Below are 16,516 nucleotides of genomic sequence, written 5' to 3' on the forward strand. Positions count from 1 at the left end.
CGACCCCGGACCCCTAGCCGGCGTCGCGGTCCTTCGCCGGCGTGCGCGACCGCCCGCGCGGCAGGACCCGTAGCGCGTCGCCCATGTCGGCGACCTCCGTCACCTTCATCCCGGCCGGCACCTTCCCCGGATCCCCCGGCACCAGCGCGTGCGTGAAGCCCAGCCGGTGCGCTTCCGCGAGCCGCCGCTGCACGCCCGTCACGCGGCGGACCTCGCCCGCGAGGCCGACCTCGCCGATGGCGACCAGGTTCTTCGGGAGCGGTACGTCGCTGGCGGCCGAGGCCAGGGCCAGCGCGATCGCCAGGTCGGCGGCCGGCTCGGTCAGCTTCACCCCGCCCACGGTGGCGGAGTAGATGTCCCGCTTGCCGAGCGCGGTGATCCGGCCGCGCTGCTCCAGGACCGCCAGCATCATCGACACGCGCGAGGTCTCAAGCCCCGAAGTGGTCCGGCGCGGCGAGGGGATCTGCGAGTCCACCGTCAGCGCCTGGACCTCGGCGACCAGGGGCCGCTTGCCCTCCAGCGTCACCGTCAGGCAGGTGCCGGGGACGGCCTCGGCGCGCCGGGTCAGGAAGAGCCCGCTCGGGTCGGCGAGCCCGGTGATGCCCTCGTCGTGGAGTTCGAAGCAGCCGACCTCGTCCGTCGCGCCGTACCGGTTCTTCACACCGCGCACGAGGCGCAGGCGCGCGTGCCGGTCGCCCTCGAAGCTCAGTACGACATCGACGAGGTGCTCCAGCAGCCGGGGACCGGCGATCGCCCCGTCCTTGGTGACGTGGCCGACGAGCAGGGTGGACATCCCGCGGTCCTTGGACGCCCGGATCAGCGCCCCGGCCACCTCCCGGACCTGCGCCATGCCGCCGGGCGCGCCGTCGATCTCGGGGGAGGCGATGGTCTGCACGGAGTCCAGGATCAGCAGCGAGGGCTTCACCGCGTCGAGGTGCGCGAGGACGGCGGACAGGTCGGTCTCGGCCGCGAGGTACAGGTGGTCGCTGAGGGCCTTGATCCGGTCGGCCCGCAGCCGCACCTGGCTCGCCGACTCCTCGCCCGTGACGTACAGCGTGCGGTGCTCGTCGCTGGCCGCCTTCGCCGCGACGTCGAGCAGCAGCGTCGACTTGCCGACGCCCGGCTCGCCCGCCAGGAGCACGACCGCCCCGGGCACCAGCCCGCCCCCCAGGACCCGGTCCAGCTCGTCCACGCCGGTGCTGCGCGCGGTCGCGGTCCGGCCGTCGACCTGCCCGATCGGCACGGCGGCCGTGGTGACCCGGCCGGCCGCGGTGGTCCGCACGGCGGGCGCGCCGCCCAGCTCCTCGACGGTGCCCCAGGCCTGGCACTCGGGGCACCGGCCGAGCCACTTGGCGGTGGAGTACCCGCACTCGGTACAACGGTAGGACGGCCGGTCCTTGGCGGATGAACGAGATGTACGGGCAGCCATGCGGCCCACCGTAGCCGCACCCACCGACAGCCCCGGCGGGCGCTGCTCCCGCGCTCCCGGTCCGACCGCCGTGGCGTGCACCGTCAGGGGCGCTGTCAGCACGTTGCCGATCTGTTCACCCATAAGGGCTAAAAGCGGTGAAGGCTTCCGGAGTGCCACCGGCGCGCCGCCTACGGTCGCCGAGTGACGAGCAGCAACCAGGGAAACCCCGCACCGCGCACCGGCGCACACCGGGCGCACGGGCGCACGCCCCCCGAGGGGACCAGGGTGGAGCAGCCGCCACCGTTCCGGCACGAGCCCTACCTGGACGGACTGTTCACGTACTGCCTCTCGGTCCTGTGCGACCACGACACCGCCACCGACGTACTCGGCGACGTCCTCGCCGTCGCCGAACGGCACCCCGGCCGCTGTCCCGACGAGGGGGACCGGCGCGCCTGGCTGTACGCACTCGCGCGCTGGGCCTGCCTGCGACGGCTGGCCGAGCGACGGCGTACGCGCCACGGCTACCGGGGAGCGCATTCCGCCCGGCGTACGACGGAGCACGCGGGTCCGGGCCGTGGCCCGCGATCCGCGGCCGCCGACGTGAACGCGGCCGCGAACGCCGCGTCCCGGGCGCCGGCCTCCGTGTCCTCCCCGGGATCGGCGCGACCAGTGGGCTCGGCGGGAGCGCCGGGATGCCCGGAGCCGGACGCCGCTTCCGCCGACGGCCCGCCGGGCCCCGCCGGCGCGCGGCCCCGTACGGACACGCCCGACGCATCGGCCCACCACCGCACGGAGCTCGCCCGCCTCGCCTGGCCCGAGGCCGCCGGGACCTCGCCCGAGCAGCGCGAAGCCCTCGAACTCGCCGTCCGCCACCGCCTCGGCGTCCCCGAGCTCGCCGCCGTCCTCGGCACGCCCCCGGCCGCCGCACGCGAGCTGCTCTCCGGCGCCGCGTGCGAGGTCGAGCGCACCCGTGCCGCCCTCGCCGTCGTGGAGACCGGCAGCTGCACGACCGTGTCCCGGCTCACCGGCGACGACGGGGAGGGCGGAGACGGGAACGTCCTGCTGTCCTCCTCCCTGCGCGCCGAACTCGTCCGGCACGTCGACGACTGCCCGCGCTGCCGCCGCGTCGCCGAACGCGTCGGCGTCGGCGCGCCCTGGCCCGGCTCGGGCGGCATCAACACCGCGCCCCTCCCGCTGGTCCCGGCCCCGCGCACCGCCGTCCGCGCCGCGATGCTCCGCTCCGGGAGCCGCCGGGGCGGCGGGCCCGGCCCGCGCTTCGACCGCACCGGCTTCCCGATGGACCCCAGGGACCGCGCGGCCCGCCGCGAACGGCTGCGCGCCCGCGCCGTGACCACCACCGTCGTCGCCACCGTCGTCGCGGCCCCGGTGCTGGCCCTGTGGGCGGCGTACCGGGGCGCACCGAGCACCGGGGAATCCGTCGGCAACGGCTCCACCCGCATCTCGGCGAGCGAGGAGCAGCTTCCGCTGACGGGCACCGACGGCCGCCCGCTGGCGGCGTACGAGAACGCGGGCAACGCCGCCGTCGTCGCCGACGGCCCCGACTTCGCCCCGGGCGCCGCCGCCCCCGACGTCTCCGTCGAGGTCATCAGCAGCGGCGCCCCCGCCGCCACCCCCGGCGGACCCGGAGCCCCCGGCCGGCTGACCGTGGCCGCCTCCTCGCACGGTTCGACCACGCTGCTGACGCTGGCCGCGTCGGGCGGAGGCCCCGTCGACTGGCGGCTGTGGTCCGACGCCCCGTGGCTGCGCGCGAGCCGGACCTCTGGCCGACTCTCGCCAGGAGAATCGGTCACCCTGCGGATCGTCGTGGACTCCGAGGCGCAGCCCGTCGGGGCCTGGAGCGCCCGGGTCGGGGTGGACCCGGCCGGTGCGGTGGTCTCCATCCAGGGTCGGGGCCGCACCGCCCCGACCCCCACGCCGACACCGACCGACCCGGTCCCGACTCCCACTCCGACGCCCACTCCCACCCCCACGCCGACTCCGACCCCGACGCCCACCCCGACCGAATCGCCGGGCCCGACACCGTCGCAGACGGCCGGCCCGCCGGATCCGGGCCCGGAGTCGAGCCCGGCGTAGGGATCGCCCCAGCGGGGCGGTGCGGTCCGGCTTGCGCCAACTTCCGTGCTTCTCGGGCAAGTTGGCAAGAATGTGATGGCCGCACGTCAGCCGCTGGATGCCTTAATGGTCTCCACGCACGACCTGGGCATCCGCATGGGGGAGTCATGGAGCCGAACGGGGTCTCGCCACCGCCCGCACCGCCACCGCCCGCACCGACAGCGCCCGAACCGACAGCGCCCGCACCGACACCGCCACCGCGGCCGCCGCACCGGCCGCCGTCCGCCCCGCCCCCGGCCTCCGCGGCGTCCCCACCGCCACCGGCCTACAACGGATCCGGTGTGTACCTGCGGGTCAGCAGCCGCCTCTTGTGGGTGGGCGAGGCGGCGTACCCCCTGAGCAACATCGTCCGGGTACGGACCTTCGTGCTCAAACCCGACCGCGGGCAGATCCTCCTGGACTTCCTGAAGTGGCTCGCGATCGCGGCCGTGATCCTCTTCGTGCTCCAGGCCGTCATGGGGGAGTCGCGGGGCGACCCGCTAGCGGCCGCCGGGCCCCTCGTCGTCGTGGCGGCGGTCGCCCTCCTCTCGCAGCTCGTGTTCCGGCTGACCCGGCCCGACCGCTACGCCCTGACCGTGGAGACCGCCGGCGCGGCCGTCGCCGTCGTGACCCTGGAGCAGCGGGCGGCGCTGCGCGAGCTGGTCGGGCACATCGTCCACGCCATCGAACACCCGGAGGCGGAGTTCTCCGTGCGGGTGGAGCGGCTGGACGTGGATCTCAGGCGCTACCACTTCGGCGACAGCGTGAACATGACCGGCGGCATGGGCAACACCGGAAAGGTGGCGTGATGAGCGGCGGCGAGGCCCCGTACCACTACGGCGACGTGGTCCACATGAACGACGGGACGCGCAACATCGGCATCGTCAAGATCCAGTCCCCGACCGTGGGAGCGGGGACCCCGCAGGCGCCCCCCACCCCGCAGGAAGCCGTCCGGCAGCTCGCCGTCCTGCTCGACGCGCTGCGGGCCCAGGTCGCGCCCGCGAGCGCCGGAGCCATCGAGAGCAACCTGTCCGTGATCATCGCGGAGGAGAGCCCGCCGGAAGCCCGGCACAGTGCCCTGATGGCCGTACTCGGCATCGCGACCCTGGCCGGCGAGATCGGCCGGCCCGTGGCCGAACTGGTCACCGCGATCCTGGGAATGCTGGGCCTGGGCTGAGGGCCGCCCCGCGGGCCGCGCCGCCCGGGCTCCTCGCGACGGGCCAGGGCTCCTCGCGACGGGCCCGGGCGCGGCGCGGGTCAGGCCTGGGCCGGACCGACCGGGTCCGCGGGGTGCGGAGCCATCGGCAGCAGCGAGGCGAGCCGCGCTTCGCACAGCCGCACGAGTTCCGCGTACCCCTCCTTGCCCATGAGCTCCGTCAGCTCGGCGCGGTACGACACGTACACCGGGTCCCCGGCGCCGTGCGCGGACGTGGCCGACGTGCACCACCAGTGCAGGTCGTGGCCGCCGGGGCCCCAGCCGCGCCGGTCGTACTCCCCGATGGACACCTGCAGCACGCGGGTGTCGTCGGGCCGCTCGATCCAGTCGTAGGTGCGCCGGATCGGCAGCTGCCAGCACACGTCCGGCTTGGTCTCCAGCGGCTCCTGGCCGCTCTTGAGCGCCAGGATGTGCAGGGAGCAGCCGGCGCCGGCCGGGAAGCCGGGCCGGTTCAGGAAGATGCAGGCGCCGTCCCAGCGGCGGGTCTGCTTCTCCCCGTCGTCGTCGTGCTGGGTCCAGCCGGTCTCGCTGCCGACGTCGTGGAACTGCCACAGCTCCGGCGTGAGCCGCGCCACGTTCTCCGCGACCCGCTTCTCGTCGTCCTCGTCGGAGAAGTGCGCGCCGAGCGTGCAGCACCCGTCGTCCGCCCGGCCGGCCTGGATGCCTTGGCAGCCACTGCCGAAGATGCAGGTCCAGCGCGAGGTCAGCCAGGTGAGGTCGCAGCGGAAGACCTGCTCCTCGTCGGCGGGGTCGGGAAACTCCACCCACGCCCGGGGGAAGTCGAGCCCCTTCTCGTCGCCGACGACGTCCTTCGTCGCCGGGGAGGCCTTCGGGGACTTCGGGGACTTCGAGGACTTCGCCTTGTCCGCCCGCCCGTTCGACTGCTCGCCCGACTGCTCGTCCGACCGCGGCTTGGACTTGTTGGCCTTCTTCGTATTTGGCACAAACTCAAGCCTAAGCGCCCCTTACTCCATCGCCACGTCATGGGCCCAGTAGCGTTTCCCCCCATGAGACTCGGTGTCCTTGATGTGGGTTCGAACACGATCCATCTGCTGGTGGTGGACGCGCACCCCGGCGCGCGCCCGCTGCCGGCGCACTCGCACAAGGTGGAACTGCGCCTGGCGGAGCTCCTCGACGAGCACGGCGCGGTGACGCCGGAGGGCGTCGAGCGACTGGTCCGCGTCATCGCGGGAGCCGTACATGCCGCCGAGGACAAGGGGTGCGAGGACGTACTCCCCTTCGCCACGAGCGCGGTACGGGAGGCCACGAACGCGGACGAGGTCCTGAGCCGGGTCAAGGCGGAGACCGGCATCGACCTCCCGGTGCTGAGCGGCGACGACGAGGCCCGCCTGACCTTCCTGGCGGCGCGCCGCTGGCTCGGCTGGTCGGCGGGCAAGCTCCTCATGCTGGACATCGGCGGCGGCTCGCTGGAGATCGCGTACGGCATAGACGAGGACCCGGACAAGGCCGTCTCCCTGCCCCTGGGAGCCGGGCGACTGACGGCGGCCTGGCTGCCGGGCGACCCGCCCGGCCCGGACGCCGTCCGCGCGCTCCGGCGCCACGTCCGGGCGCAGATCGCGCGGACGGTCGGCGAGTTCAGCCGCTTCGGGATCCCGGACCGGGTGGTGGGGACGTCGAAGACGTTCAAGCAGCTGGCCCGGATCGCGGGCGCGGCCCGGTCGGGGGACGGCCTGTACGTCCAGCGCGACCTGACCCGCAAGTCCCTGGAGGTGTGGGTGCCCCGGCTGGCGGCGATGACCACCGACCAGCGGTCCGCGCTCCCCGGGGTTTCCGAGGGGCGCTCCTCCCAGCTCCTCGCGGGCGCGCTGGTCGCGGAGGGCGCGATGGACCTGCTGGGCGTGGAGTCCCTCGAAATCTGCCCGTGGGCCCTGCGCGAGGGCGTCATCCTGCGTCGCCTGGACCACCTGCCCGCGCCCGGAGCGTGAGGGACGGCGGGGGCGCGCCCCCGCCACCGCGCCCCCGATACCCTGTCCCCGTGGCAAAACCAGTCCGGGTCCCGACCGCGAAAGTCGCCCTCTCCACCGCCTCCGTCTATCCGGAGTCGACGGCGACCGCATTCGAGATCGCCGCGCGCCTCGGCTACGACGGTGTGGAGGTCATGGTCTGGACGGACCCGGTGAGCCAGGACGTCGACGCCCTGCGCCGGCTCTCCGACCACCACGGGGTCCCGATCCTGGCCGTCCACGCCCCCTGCCTCCTGATCACGCAGCGCGTCTGGTCGACCGATCCGTGGACCAAACTCCAGCGGGCCCAGGCGGCGGCCGAGCGGCTCGGGGCGTCCACGGTCGTCGTGCACCCGCCGTTCCGCTGGCAGCGCCAGTACTCCCGCGACTTCGTCACCGGCATCTGGCGGATGGCGGACGAGACCGACGTCCGGTTCGCCGTCGAGAACATGTACCCCTGGCGCTACCGCGACCGCGAGATGCTCGCCTACGCGCCCGAGTGGGACGTCACCAAGGACGACTACCGCCACTTCACGGTCGACCTCTCCCACACTGCGACGGCCCGCACCGACGCGATGGCGATGATCGACCGGATGGGCGAGCGGCTCTCCCACATCCACCTCGCCGACGGGAACGGTTCCGCGAAGGACGAGCACCTCGTCCCCGGCCGCGGCAGCCAGCCCTGCGCCGAGCTGCTGGAGCGGCTCGCCGCCACCTCCTTCGACGGGCACGTCGTCATCGAGGTCAACACCCGCCGCGCGATGTCCTCCGCCGAGCGCGAGGCCGACCTCGCCGAGGCCCTGGCCTTCACCCGCCTCCACCTCGCGACGTCCGCGGCCCCCTCGGCGGCCCCCACGACTCCGCCGTCCCCCGCCTCCCCGGCGTCCCCCACCACCCCGGCGCGCCCGTGACCGCCGCCGAGGCTCCCCGCCCCCGCCGCGGCCCCGGCCGCCCCCGCCAGGACGAGGCCGACGACGGCCCCGGCACCCAGGAGCGCATCCGCCTCGCGGCCCGCGCCGAGTTCGCGGCCCGCGGCTACGACAAGACCTCCGTGCGCGGGATCGCCAAGGCCGCCGGCGTGGACCCGGCCCTGGTGCACCACTACTTCGGCAGCAAGGACGACCTCTTCGCCGCCGCGATCGAGCTCAGCATGGAGCCCGCCCTCCTGGTCCCGGGGCTCCTCGCGGAGGGCGCCGACGGCATCGGCGAGCGCCTCGCCCGCTACTTCCTCGGCATCTGGGAGAACCCGGTCACCCGGACCCCGCTCCTCGCCGTGATGCGCTCGGCCCTCACCCACGAGGCCGCCGCCAAGGTGCTGCGCCGGCTGATCCTGCACCGGCTCCTGGAGCGGATCGCCGCCGACCTCGACGTCCCCGACCCGACCTTCCGCGCCGAGCTCGCCGCCTCCCACATGGTCGGCATCGCGGTCCTGCGCTACGTCGTCCAGGTCGAGCCCCTCGCGTCCGCGGACCCGGAGACCATCATCGAACTGGTGGCCCCCACCCTCCAGCGCTACCTCACCGGAGAGTGACCGAGTACTGAGCCGACCGTCCCGTCATGCGGACACGGTGTCCGTATCGCGGGCGAGGGGCGTAGCCTCGTAACCGAGCCATATCCACAGTCGCGGCAGGCGTTCACCCGCCACCGCACTCATGGGGAGTGAACCCGATGCCCGAGCTGAGGTCCCGCACCGTCACCCACGGCCGCAACATGGCGGGCGCACGCGCCCTTATGCGTGCGTCGGGCGTAGCGAGCGAGGACATCGGGAAGCCGATCATCGCGGTCGCCAACTCCTTCACCGAGTTCGTCCCCGGCCACACCCACCTGGCGCCGGTCGGCCGCATCGTCTCCGACGCCGTCCGCGCCGCCGGCGCGATCCCCCGCGAGTTCAACACCATCGCCGTCGACGACGGCATCGCGATGGGCCACGCCGGAATGCTGTACTCGCTGCCCTCCCGCGACCTGATCGCGGACTCGGTCGAGTACATGGTCGAGGCCCACTGCGCCGACGCCCTGATCTGCATCTCCAACTGCGACAAGATCACCCCCGGCATGCTCATGGCCGCGATGCGCCTGAACATCCCCGTGGTCTTCGTCTCCGGCGGCCCGATGGAGGCCGGCCAGGCCACCCTCGTCGACGGCACCGTCCGCAAGCTCGACCTGATCGACGCGATGGTCGACGCCTCGAACGAGAACGTCTCCGACGAGGACGTCCTGCGCATCGAGGAGAACGCCTGCCCCACCTGCGGCTCCTGTTCCGGCATGTTCACCGCCAACTCGATGAACTGCCTGGCCGAGGCCATCGGCCTGGCCCTGCCCGGCAACGGCTCCGTCCTCGCCACCCACACCGCCCGCCGAGCCCTCTACGAGGACGCCGGCCGCACGGTCGTCGAGATCACCAAGCGGTACTACGAGCAGGACGACCACTCGGTCCTGCCGCGCAACATCGCCACCCGCCAGGCCTTCGAGAACGCCATGGCCCTCGACATCGCCATGGGCGGCTCCACGAACACGATCCTGCACCTCCTCGCCGCCGCGCAGGAAGCCGGCCTCGACTACGACCTCCACGACATCGACGAGGTCTCGCGCCGGGTCCCCTGCCTCTCCAAGGTCGCGCCGAACGTGGCGCCCGGCGGCACGTACTACATGGAGGACATCCACCGGGCCGGCGGCATCCCCGCCATCCTCGGCGAGCTGCACCGCGGCGGCCTCCTGAACAAGGACGTCACCTCGGTCCACTCCGACGGCCTGGAGGACTGGCTGGCCCAGTGGGACGCCCGCTCCGGAACGGCCTCCGCCAAGGCGATGGAGCTGTGGCACGCGGCCCCCGGCTGCAAGCGCTCCGCCACCGCCTTCTCCCAGTCCGAGCGCTGGGAGACCCTCGACCTCGACGCCGAGGGCGGCTGCATCCGCTCCGTCCAGCACGCGTACTCCAAGGACGGCGGCCTCGCCGTCCTGCGCGGCAACATCGCGGCCGACGGGTGCGTCGTGAAGACCGCGGGCGTCGACGAGTCGATCTGGACCTTCGAGGGCCCGGCCGTGGTCTGCGAGTCGCAGGACGAGGCCGTCGACAAGATCCTCCGCAAGGAGATCAAGGAGGGCGACGTCGTCGTCATCCGCTACGAGGGCCCGCGCGGCGGCCCCGGCATGCAGGAGATGCTCTACCCGACGTCCTTCCTCAAGGGCCGCGGCCTCGGCAAGGTCTGCGCCCTGGTCACGGACGGCCGCTTCTCCGGCGGCACCTCCGGCCTGTCCATCGGCCACGCCTCCCCGGAGGCGGCCTCGGGCGGTGACATCGCGGTCGTCGAGGACGGCGACCGGATCCGCATCGACATCCCGAACCGCTCCATCGAGCTCCTCGTCGACGACGCCACGCTGGCGGCCCGGCACGCGGCCCTCGGCGGCGTCTACGCCCCGAAGAACCGCGAGCGCACGGTCTCGGCGGCCCTGCGCGCCTACGCCGCGATGGCGACGAGCGCCGACAAGGGCGCGGTCCGCGACGTCTCCCGCCTGGGCTGACACCCGCGCCCGCGCCGGCCCGGCGGGCCTCCCGCCGCCCGCGCCGGACGCCGACCGGCGGGCCCGCCCCCGTACGACAGCCGCCCCGCCCGACCTCTCGGGCGGGGCGGCCGCGTTTCACCAGCCGGCCGGATCCCCGGCCGGTGCGGCGAAGACGCTGCCGTCCGGCGCCGACGCGTACACCCGCCCGCCCCCGACCACGGGCGCGGGCAGGTTCGCCGCCTGCTTGTCGCTGCCCATACGGGGCTTCGTCTGCCCGGCGAGCCGCTTGGTCGCCGTGTCCACGGCCAGCAGCCGTCCGTCCAGCGCGGTGAGGTAGACCCGGCCCTCGCCCGGCACGGGACGCGAGGCCGCACTGACCCCGGTCTCCAGCCGCCACTCCTCCCGCTCGACGCCCACGGCGGCCAGCGCGCCCGACGTGCCGAAGACGTACACCTCCCCGTCGGGTCCCGCCGCCGCCTGCGCCTGGAGCAGCGGAGCCAGCAGCCGGGTCGTCCGTACCGCCCGGGAGCGCAGGTCGACGCGTACGACCGCGTGCGTCATCAGCTCAGCGTCGCTGTCCAGCAGGTGCAGGCTGCCGCCCGCCACCGCGAACGGCTCCACCGTCCCGGCCACCCGCACCTGCCCGCGCGGCGCCCCGCTCGCCGGGTCGACCTCCACCACCTGCGTGGACTTCCCGTCCCCGGCCGGGGTGGAGACGTACAGCGCGCCGACCGCACCGTCCGCCTCCTGGGGTCCCGCGCACCAGACGGAACCGAGCCCGCCGATGTCCTTGGCCCACCGCACCGTCCCGGTGGCCGCGTCCAGCGCGGTCGCCTTCCCGTCCGCCCCCGCGACGACGACCAGGGTCCCGGCGGACACGGCCTTCGCCCCCGACGGCAGGTTCCGCCGCCACCGCTCCGCGCCCGTCCCCGGATCCAGCGCCTGGAGCAGCCGGCCGCCCGCGGGCGCCGTGAGGACGAGCCCGCCGCCGTACAGCGGAGCCGCGGTCCTCGCGGCGCCCTGCGCGGAGTTCACCGACCACAGGACCGCCCCGTTCGCCGGGTCGATCCGGGCCGCCGTGAGACCGGCCCCCGAGCAGTACAGCGCCGCCGCCTGCCAGGAGCACGCCGCGGCCCGGTCGCCCAGCGACATCTGCCACGGAGCGGCGACCGGGACCGCCACCGGCGGGTCCGTCCGCCGCGCGGGCGCGGGCGGACCACCGTCCGAGCCGGTCAGCAGGTACGTACCGGCGGCCCCGCCCGCGAGGAGCAGCCCGATCCCCGCCAGGGCGGCCACCCGCGTCAGCCGTCCGCGCCGGGGCGCGGGCGCCGGGTCCGGCCCCGTGACGCGGTCCCGCCGGTGCGTGACCTCCTCCGCCTCGGACGGCAGCCTCGGCCTCGGGACGAAGGTCTGGGTGTCCAGGTCCGTCGGGTACGCCACTGCCCGCAGCGCCGCGATCAGCGCGCCGGCGCTCGGCCGCTGCGCCGGATCCTTCGCCAGGCACTGCGCGACGAGCGGTACGAGCCGCTCCGGCAGGCCGGTCAGGTCGGGCTCGCTGTGGACCACCTGATAGGCCACGAGGTAGTGGCTGTCGGAGTCGAAGGGGCCCCGCCCGGTCGCCGCGTGCACCAGCACCGCTCCCAGGGCGAACACGTCGGCCGCGGTCCCGACCTCGCGGGGCCGCTGGAACTGCTCCGGCGCCATGAACGGCGGGGTCCCGATCAGCTTCCCGGTCTCGGTCCGCAGATCGCTGTCGGCCGGCCGCGAGATGCCGAAGTCGATGACCCGGACACCGTCCGGAGCCATCAGCACGTTGCTGGGCTTCAGGTCCCGGTGCACCACGCCCGCCCGGTGGATGTCCCGCAGCGCCTCCGCCAGTCCGGCGGCGAGCCGGGCCAGCTCCCTCGGCTCCAGCACCCGTTCGCGCACCCGCTCGGCGAGCGTCGGGGCATCGATGAACGAGGTCGCCATCCAGGGGCGCTCGGCGTCGGGGTCCGCGTCCACGACGGGCGCGGTGAAGGCCCCGCTCACACGGCGGGCGGCCGCGACCTCCTGCCGGAACCGCGCCCGGAACTCCGGATCCACGGCGTGCTCGGCGTGCACGATCTTGACGGCGAGTTTCAGCCCCGACTCGGAGGTGGCCAGGTGGACGACGCCCATGCCGCCCGAGCCGAGCACGGATTCGAGCCGGTACTGCCCGGCATACTCCGGAAACCCCACGTAGTCCGCGCGCAGCGAATGCACCGCTCACCACCCCCGCCGGAGCCTAGTCGATGGCCCGTGCGAATCTCCAAGGTCCTGCTACCCTGCGCGAGTTGCGCAGGGCAGCACCCATGGGGGGGAAATCAGACATGTCCGTCGAGCACGAATCAAGCCCGGTGGCCGGCCTCACCGCAGGCTCCGGCTACCAGACGTTCCCGGTCGCCCCGGGCTACCGGGTGAACGTCCGCAGCGGCCCCGGCACCAACTTCTCCGTCGAGAAGGTGCTGCCCTACGGCGCGAGCGTGACCATCCGCTGCCAGACCCCCGGCGAGTGGGTCAGCGGGCCGTACGGCACCACGGACATCTGGGACTGCATCGGCAACGGCCTCTTCGTCTCGGACGCCTACGTGAGGACGGGCAGCGACGGCTACGTCGCCAACCACTGCGCCTGAGTCCAAGCCCGTCCGGACCGTCCGCGCGGTCTGACCCGTGAGACACCCCGGGCCCGCACCGGCCGGCGGGGGATACTCGCTAGTGTGAGCGACGACCAGCGAGACCAGACCCCCGCCGAGCCGGCCGCCCAGGCCCGGCCCCCGGCCCCCGCGGCGGCCCAGGCCCCGGTGCCCGTCGGCCCCGAGCCCGAACCGATCAGGTTCTTCGGCACCACCTGGGTCAACCACGACGGTACGTACGCCCTGCGCCGCGTCGCGGTCGCCGTCGGCGCGCTGGCCGCCGCGGTCGTCAGCGCCTTCCTGCTCCGCTTCTCCTACGAGGGTCTGCAGCTCGGCGACGTCGGCCCGTTCCTCAGCATCTCGGTCGTCGTCCTCTTCGCCATCGCGAGCTCGATCGCCTTCGTCAAGGCCTGGGACTCCTTCAGTCGCCGCCCGGCCCCGTCCTCCGACGAAGCGGCCCTCAAGGGCCTGAAGGCGATCGGTTTCATCGGCGGCCTCATCGCCTACTTCCTGCGCTGCCTCATCGAGGCCCCCGGCGAGAAGCTGCGCCGCGCCGAGTACGAGCGCGCCTCGGCCGAGTTCGCCCGCCGGCGCAGCACCCGTACGGGCAACCCGGCGACCCGCCGCCCCAAGCGCAAGAAGTAGCCGAGGACCGGCACCCTCTCCGACCGTCCGACGCTTGCGCTCCGGCACCCCCGGGAGCATTATTCATCACATGATGAATAATCGAGCGGCCGCGGCGGCACCCGCCGTGCACGCCCACGGCCTGACCGTCCGCCGCGGCACGGGCCGCAACCCCCGAACCGTCCTCGACGCCCTCGCCTTCGACGTCCCCCGCGCCCGCATCACCGGCCTCCTCGGCCCCTCCGGCTGCGGAAAATCCACCCTCATGCGCTCCATCGTCGCCACCCAGGCCCACGTCACCGGCACCCTCGACGTCCTCGGCCGCCCCGCCGGCCACCCCGAGCTCCGCTCCCGCATCGGCTACGTCACCCAGGCACCCTCCGTCTACGACGACCTCACCGTCCGGCAGAACCTCGACTACTTCGCCGCGATCCTCGACCCCGGCCGGGCCGCCGCCGACCGCCGCCGCGAGACCGTCACCCGCACCATTGCCGACGTCGACCTCGCCACCCACGCCACCGCCCTCGCCGGAAACCTCTCCGGCGGCCAGCGCAGCCGCGTCTCCCTCGCCGTCGCCCTCCTCGGCAGCCCCGAACTCCTCGTCCTCGACGAGCCCACCGTCGGCCTCGACCCCGTCCTGCGCCGCGACCTGTGGACCCTCTTCCACGACATCGCGGCCACCCGCGGCGCCACCCTCCTCGTCTCCTCCCACGTCATGGACGAAGCCGAGCGCTGCCACGACCTGCTCCTCATGCGCGAGGGCCGCATCCTCGCCCAGGACACTCCCGACGCCCTGCGCGACCGAACCCACGCCGACACCGTCGAGGAGGGCTTCCTGCGCCTCGTCGACGAAGCCGACGCCCACGCATCCGCCCACGCCGAGGCCGCCGCCGACCAGGGGAGCACCCGATGAACACCGCCCGCACCACCGCCACCGCGGCCCGCGTCCTGCGCCAGCTCCGCCACGACCCCCGCTCGATCGCCCTGATGCTGCTGGTCCCCGTACTGATGCTGATCCTGCTCCGCTACGTCTTCGACGGCAGCCCGCAGACCTTCGACAGCATCGGCGCCAGCCTCCTCGGCATCTTCCCGCTGATCACGATGTTCCTCATCACCTCCATCGCAACCCTGCGCGAGCGAACCTCCGGCACGCTCGAACGCCTCCTCGCCATGCCCCTCGGCAAGGGCGACCTCATCGCCGGCTACGCCCTCGCCTTCGGAGCCATGGCGGTCATCCAGTCCGTGCTCGCCACCGGCGTCGCCCTCTGGGTCCTGGGCCTCGACGTCGTCGGGTCCCCGTGGCTGCTCATGCTCGTCGCCCTGCTCGACGCGCTCCTCGGCACCGCGCTGGGCCTCTTCGTCTCCGCCTTCGCCGCGTCCGAGTTCCAGGCCGTCCAGTTCATGCCGGCCGTGATCTTCCCCCAGCTCCTGCTGTGCGGGCTCTTCGCCGCACGCGACACCATGCAGCCGGTCCTCGAAGGCATCTCCGACGTCCTGCCCATGTCCTACGCGGTCGACGGCATGTCCCAGGTCCTCACCCACACCGACATGACCGCCGACTTCGTCCGCGACGTCGTCGTCGTCGCCGGCTGCGCGCTCCTCGTCCTGGCCCTGGGCGCCGCCACCCTCCGCCGCCGCACCCCTTGACCCCACCCCTGACCGGCCCGTGGACACCACGCCGCCGGGCCCCGCCCGGGTGCAAGGATGAGACGCACACGCGGTACGCGTACACGCACCAACAGTTCGGCGAGGTGAATCGGGCATGACCCAGACAGTCGCAGTCCTCGGTACCGGCAAGATCGGCGAGGCCCTCCTCAGCGGGATGATCCGCGGCGGCCGGCCCGCCTCGAAACTCCTGGTCACCGCCCGCCGCCCCGAGCGCGCGGCGGAGCTCGTCGCCCGCTACGGCGTCGAGGCCGTCTCCAACGCCGAGGCCGCCAAGCGCGCCGACACCCTCATCCTCACGGTGAAGCCCCAGGACATGGGCAAGCTCCTCGAAGAGCTCGCCCCGCACGTCCCCGCGGACCGCCTGGTCATCAGCGGCGCGGCCGGCGTCCCGACCTCCTTCTTCGAGGAACGGCTCGCTCCCGGCACGCCCGTGGTCCGCGTCATGACGAACACCCCCGCGCTCGTCGACGAGGCCATGTCCGTCATCTCGGCCGGCAGCCACGCCACCGCCGAGCACCTCGCCCACACCGAGGAGATCTTCGGCGGCGTCGGCAAGACCCTGCGCGTCCCCGAGTCCCAGCAGGACGCGGCGACCGCCCTGTCCGGCTCGGGCCCGGCCTACTTCTACTTCCTCGTCGAAGCCATGACCGACGCCGGCATCCTCCTCGGCCTGCCCCGCGCCCAAGCCCACGACCTCATCGTCCAGGCCGCCATCGGCGCCGCCGTGATGCTCCGCGACAGCGGCGAACACCCGGTCAAGCTCCGCGAGGCCGTCACCTCCCCGGCCGGCACCACCATCAACGCGATCGTGGAGCTGGAGAAGCACGGCGTCCGCGCCGCCCTGATCGCCGCGCTCGAAGCGGCCCGCGACCGCAGCCGCGAACTCGCCTCCGGCAACAGCTGACACCCGGCCCGTCCGGGGCCGCCGAGGCCGTGCACTCCAGCAGGTAGACCGGCTGCGTGTGCACTCCCGGGTGACGCCGAGGCAGGGGTTGACACACCTGTGCCCGATCCGTAAGGTTCTTCGAGTTGTCCGAAGTGAGCGCCGACCCCGGTCGGTCCCCGGACAACCATCCCGCACTACTCACTTCGAACGAACGACGCACTGTGTCGTCTCGTTTTCATGCGTATTTGCGAATGAGGAATCCGCGTCCACGGACGCAGCCGCCGATTAGGTTCGGGGGCAAGGAATCCGCTACTGTCTCACTCGCCGCAAGGGCCCAACAGCCCAAGCAGCACATCCCGCTGACTGGGAGTCAGGCCCGAAAGGATCTGATAGAGTCGGAATCGCCGGAAAGGGAAACGCGAAAGCGAAGAACTGGAAAGCGAAACCCGCTTCGACCGGGAATCGGACACGAAAGAGTCT

15 protein-coding genes are annotated in these 16,516 nt (G+C 73.6%); 12 read left to right on the top strand and 3 right to left on the bottom strand.

Annotated elements, in window-relative coordinates; genetic code table 11:
* Positions 1-13: 13 nt before the first annotated feature.
* Positions 14-1,429 (bottom strand): DNA repair protein RadA, encoded by a 1,416-nt coding sequence (gene radA / locus ACFWBY_RS28590; RefSeq protein ID WP_385331277.1) that lies wholly within the window; start codon positions 1,427-1,429, stop codon positions 14-16.
* Positions 1,430-1,612: 183 nt separating this feature from the next.
* Between radA and ACFWBY_RS28595 the strand changes: the two genes are divergently transcribed.
* From ACFWBY_RS28595 to ACFWBY_RS28605, 3 genes are all read left to right on the top strand, one after another.
* Entirely contained in the window at positions 1,613-3,505 is a 1,893-nt protein-coding gene (locus ACFWBY_RS28595; protein ID WP_385331279.1) for a hypothetical protein, read from the top strand.
* Positions 3,506-3,825: 320 nt separating this feature from the next.
* Positions 3,826-4,332 carry a DUF6232 family protein gene (locus ACFWBY_RS28600; RefSeq protein WP_385331281.1) on the top strand — a complete coding sequence of 169 codons (507 nt, stop codon included), beginning with the start codon at positions 3,826-3,828 and terminating at the stop codon, positions 4,330-4,332.
* On the top strand, positions 4,332-4,700 hold the full coding sequence (locus tag ACFWBY_RS28605) for a hypothetical protein (RefSeq protein ID WP_385331284.1): 369 nt from the start codon (positions 4,332-4,334) through the stop codon (positions 4,698-4,700). Before ACFWBY_RS28600 ends, ACFWBY_RS28605 begins: the two co-directional genes overlap by 1 nt.
* A gap of 80 nt (positions 4,701-4,780) precedes the next feature.
* Here the strand turns inward: ACFWBY_RS28605 and ACFWBY_RS28610 are convergent, their stop codons facing one another.
* Positions 4,781-5,683: a hypothetical protein gene (locus ACFWBY_RS28610; RefSeq protein WP_385331286.1), complete on the bottom strand. Its 903-nt coding sequence runs from the start codon at positions 5,681-5,683 to the stop codon at positions 4,781-4,783.
* A 63-nt stretch (positions 5,684-5,746) separates the two neighbouring features.
* Between ACFWBY_RS28610 and ACFWBY_RS28615 the strand changes: the two genes are divergently transcribed.
* The 4 genes from ACFWBY_RS28615 to ilvD all read left to right on the top strand — a co-directional run bounded on the left by ACFWBY_RS28615 (position 5,747) and on the right by ilvD (position 10,222).
* Positions 5,747-6,685, top strand: coding sequence for a Ppx/GppA family phosphatase (locus ACFWBY_RS28615; protein ID WP_385331289.1), 939 nt, complete (start codon positions 5,747-5,749; stop codon positions 6,683-6,685).
* Between the two features lie 50 nt (positions 6,686-6,735).
* On the top strand, positions 6,736-7,614 hold the full coding sequence (locus ACFWBY_RS28620; protein ID WP_385331291.1) for a sugar phosphate isomerase/epimerase family protein: 879 nt from the start codon (positions 6,736-6,738) through the stop codon (positions 7,612-7,614).
* Complete coding sequence (locus ACFWBY_RS28625) at positions 7,611-8,234, top strand: TetR family transcriptional regulator (RefSeq protein ID WP_385331293.1); 624 nt, start codon at positions 7,611-7,613, stop codon at positions 8,232-8,234. The genes ACFWBY_RS28620 and ACFWBY_RS28625 overlap by 4 nt, the downstream gene beginning before the upstream one ends.
* A 137-nt stretch (positions 8,235-8,371) precedes the next feature.
* Entirely contained in the window at positions 8,372-10,222 is a 1,851-nt protein-coding gene (gene ilvD / locus ACFWBY_RS28630; protein ID WP_385331296.1) for a dihydroxy-acid dehydratase, read from the top strand.
* Between the two features lie 117 nt (positions 10,223-10,339).
* Here ilvD and ACFWBY_RS28635 read toward each other — a convergent pair whose 3' ends face one another.
* Complete coding sequence (locus ACFWBY_RS28635) at positions 10,340-12,448, bottom strand: serine/threonine-protein kinase (RefSeq protein WP_385331299.1); 2,109 nt, start codon at positions 12,446-12,448, stop codon at positions 10,340-10,342.
* A gap of 107 nt (positions 12,449-12,555) precedes the next feature.
* Between ACFWBY_RS28635 and ACFWBY_RS28640 the strand changes: the two genes are divergently transcribed.
* The 5 genes from ACFWBY_RS28640 (at position 12,556) to proC (ending at position 16,054) form a co-directional block, all read left to right on the top strand.
* Positions 12,556-12,858: a peptidase gene (locus tag ACFWBY_RS28640; protein WP_385331302.1), complete on the top strand. Its 303-nt coding sequence runs from the start codon at positions 12,556-12,558 to the stop codon at positions 12,856-12,858.
* An 84-nt stretch (positions 12,859-12,942) separates the two neighbouring features.
* Positions 12,943-13,503 (top strand): hypothetical protein, encoded by a 561-nt coding sequence (locus ACFWBY_RS28645; protein ID WP_385331304.1) that lies wholly within the window; start codon positions 12,943-12,945, stop codon positions 13,501-13,503.
* A gap of 70 nt (positions 13,504-13,573) precedes the next feature.
* Complete coding sequence (locus tag ACFWBY_RS28650) at positions 13,574-14,395, top strand: ABC transporter ATP-binding protein (protein ID WP_385331306.1); 822 nt, start codon at positions 13,574-13,576, stop codon at positions 14,393-14,395.
* The gene (locus ACFWBY_RS28655) at positions 14,392-15,129 is read left to right on the top strand and encodes an ABC transporter permease (RefSeq protein ID WP_385331308.1); all 738 of its coding nucleotides are present in this window, start codon (positions 14,392-14,394) and stop codon (positions 15,127-15,129) included. Before ACFWBY_RS28650 ends, ACFWBY_RS28655 begins: the two co-directional genes overlap by 4 nt.
* Positions 15,130-15,244: 115 nt before the next feature.
* The gene (gene proC / locus ACFWBY_RS28660; RefSeq protein ID WP_385331311.1) at positions 15,245-16,054 is read left to right on the top strand and encodes a pyrroline-5-carboxylate reductase; all 810 of its coding nucleotides are present in this window, start codon (positions 15,245-15,247) and stop codon (positions 16,052-16,054) included.
* The last annotated feature ends 462 nt before the right edge of the window (positions 16,055-16,516 follow it).

The organism is Streptomyces sp. NPDC060049, from assembly GCF_042736715.1.
Classification (GTDB): Bacteria; Actinomycetota; Actinomycetes; order Streptomycetales; family Streptomycetaceae; genus Streptomyces.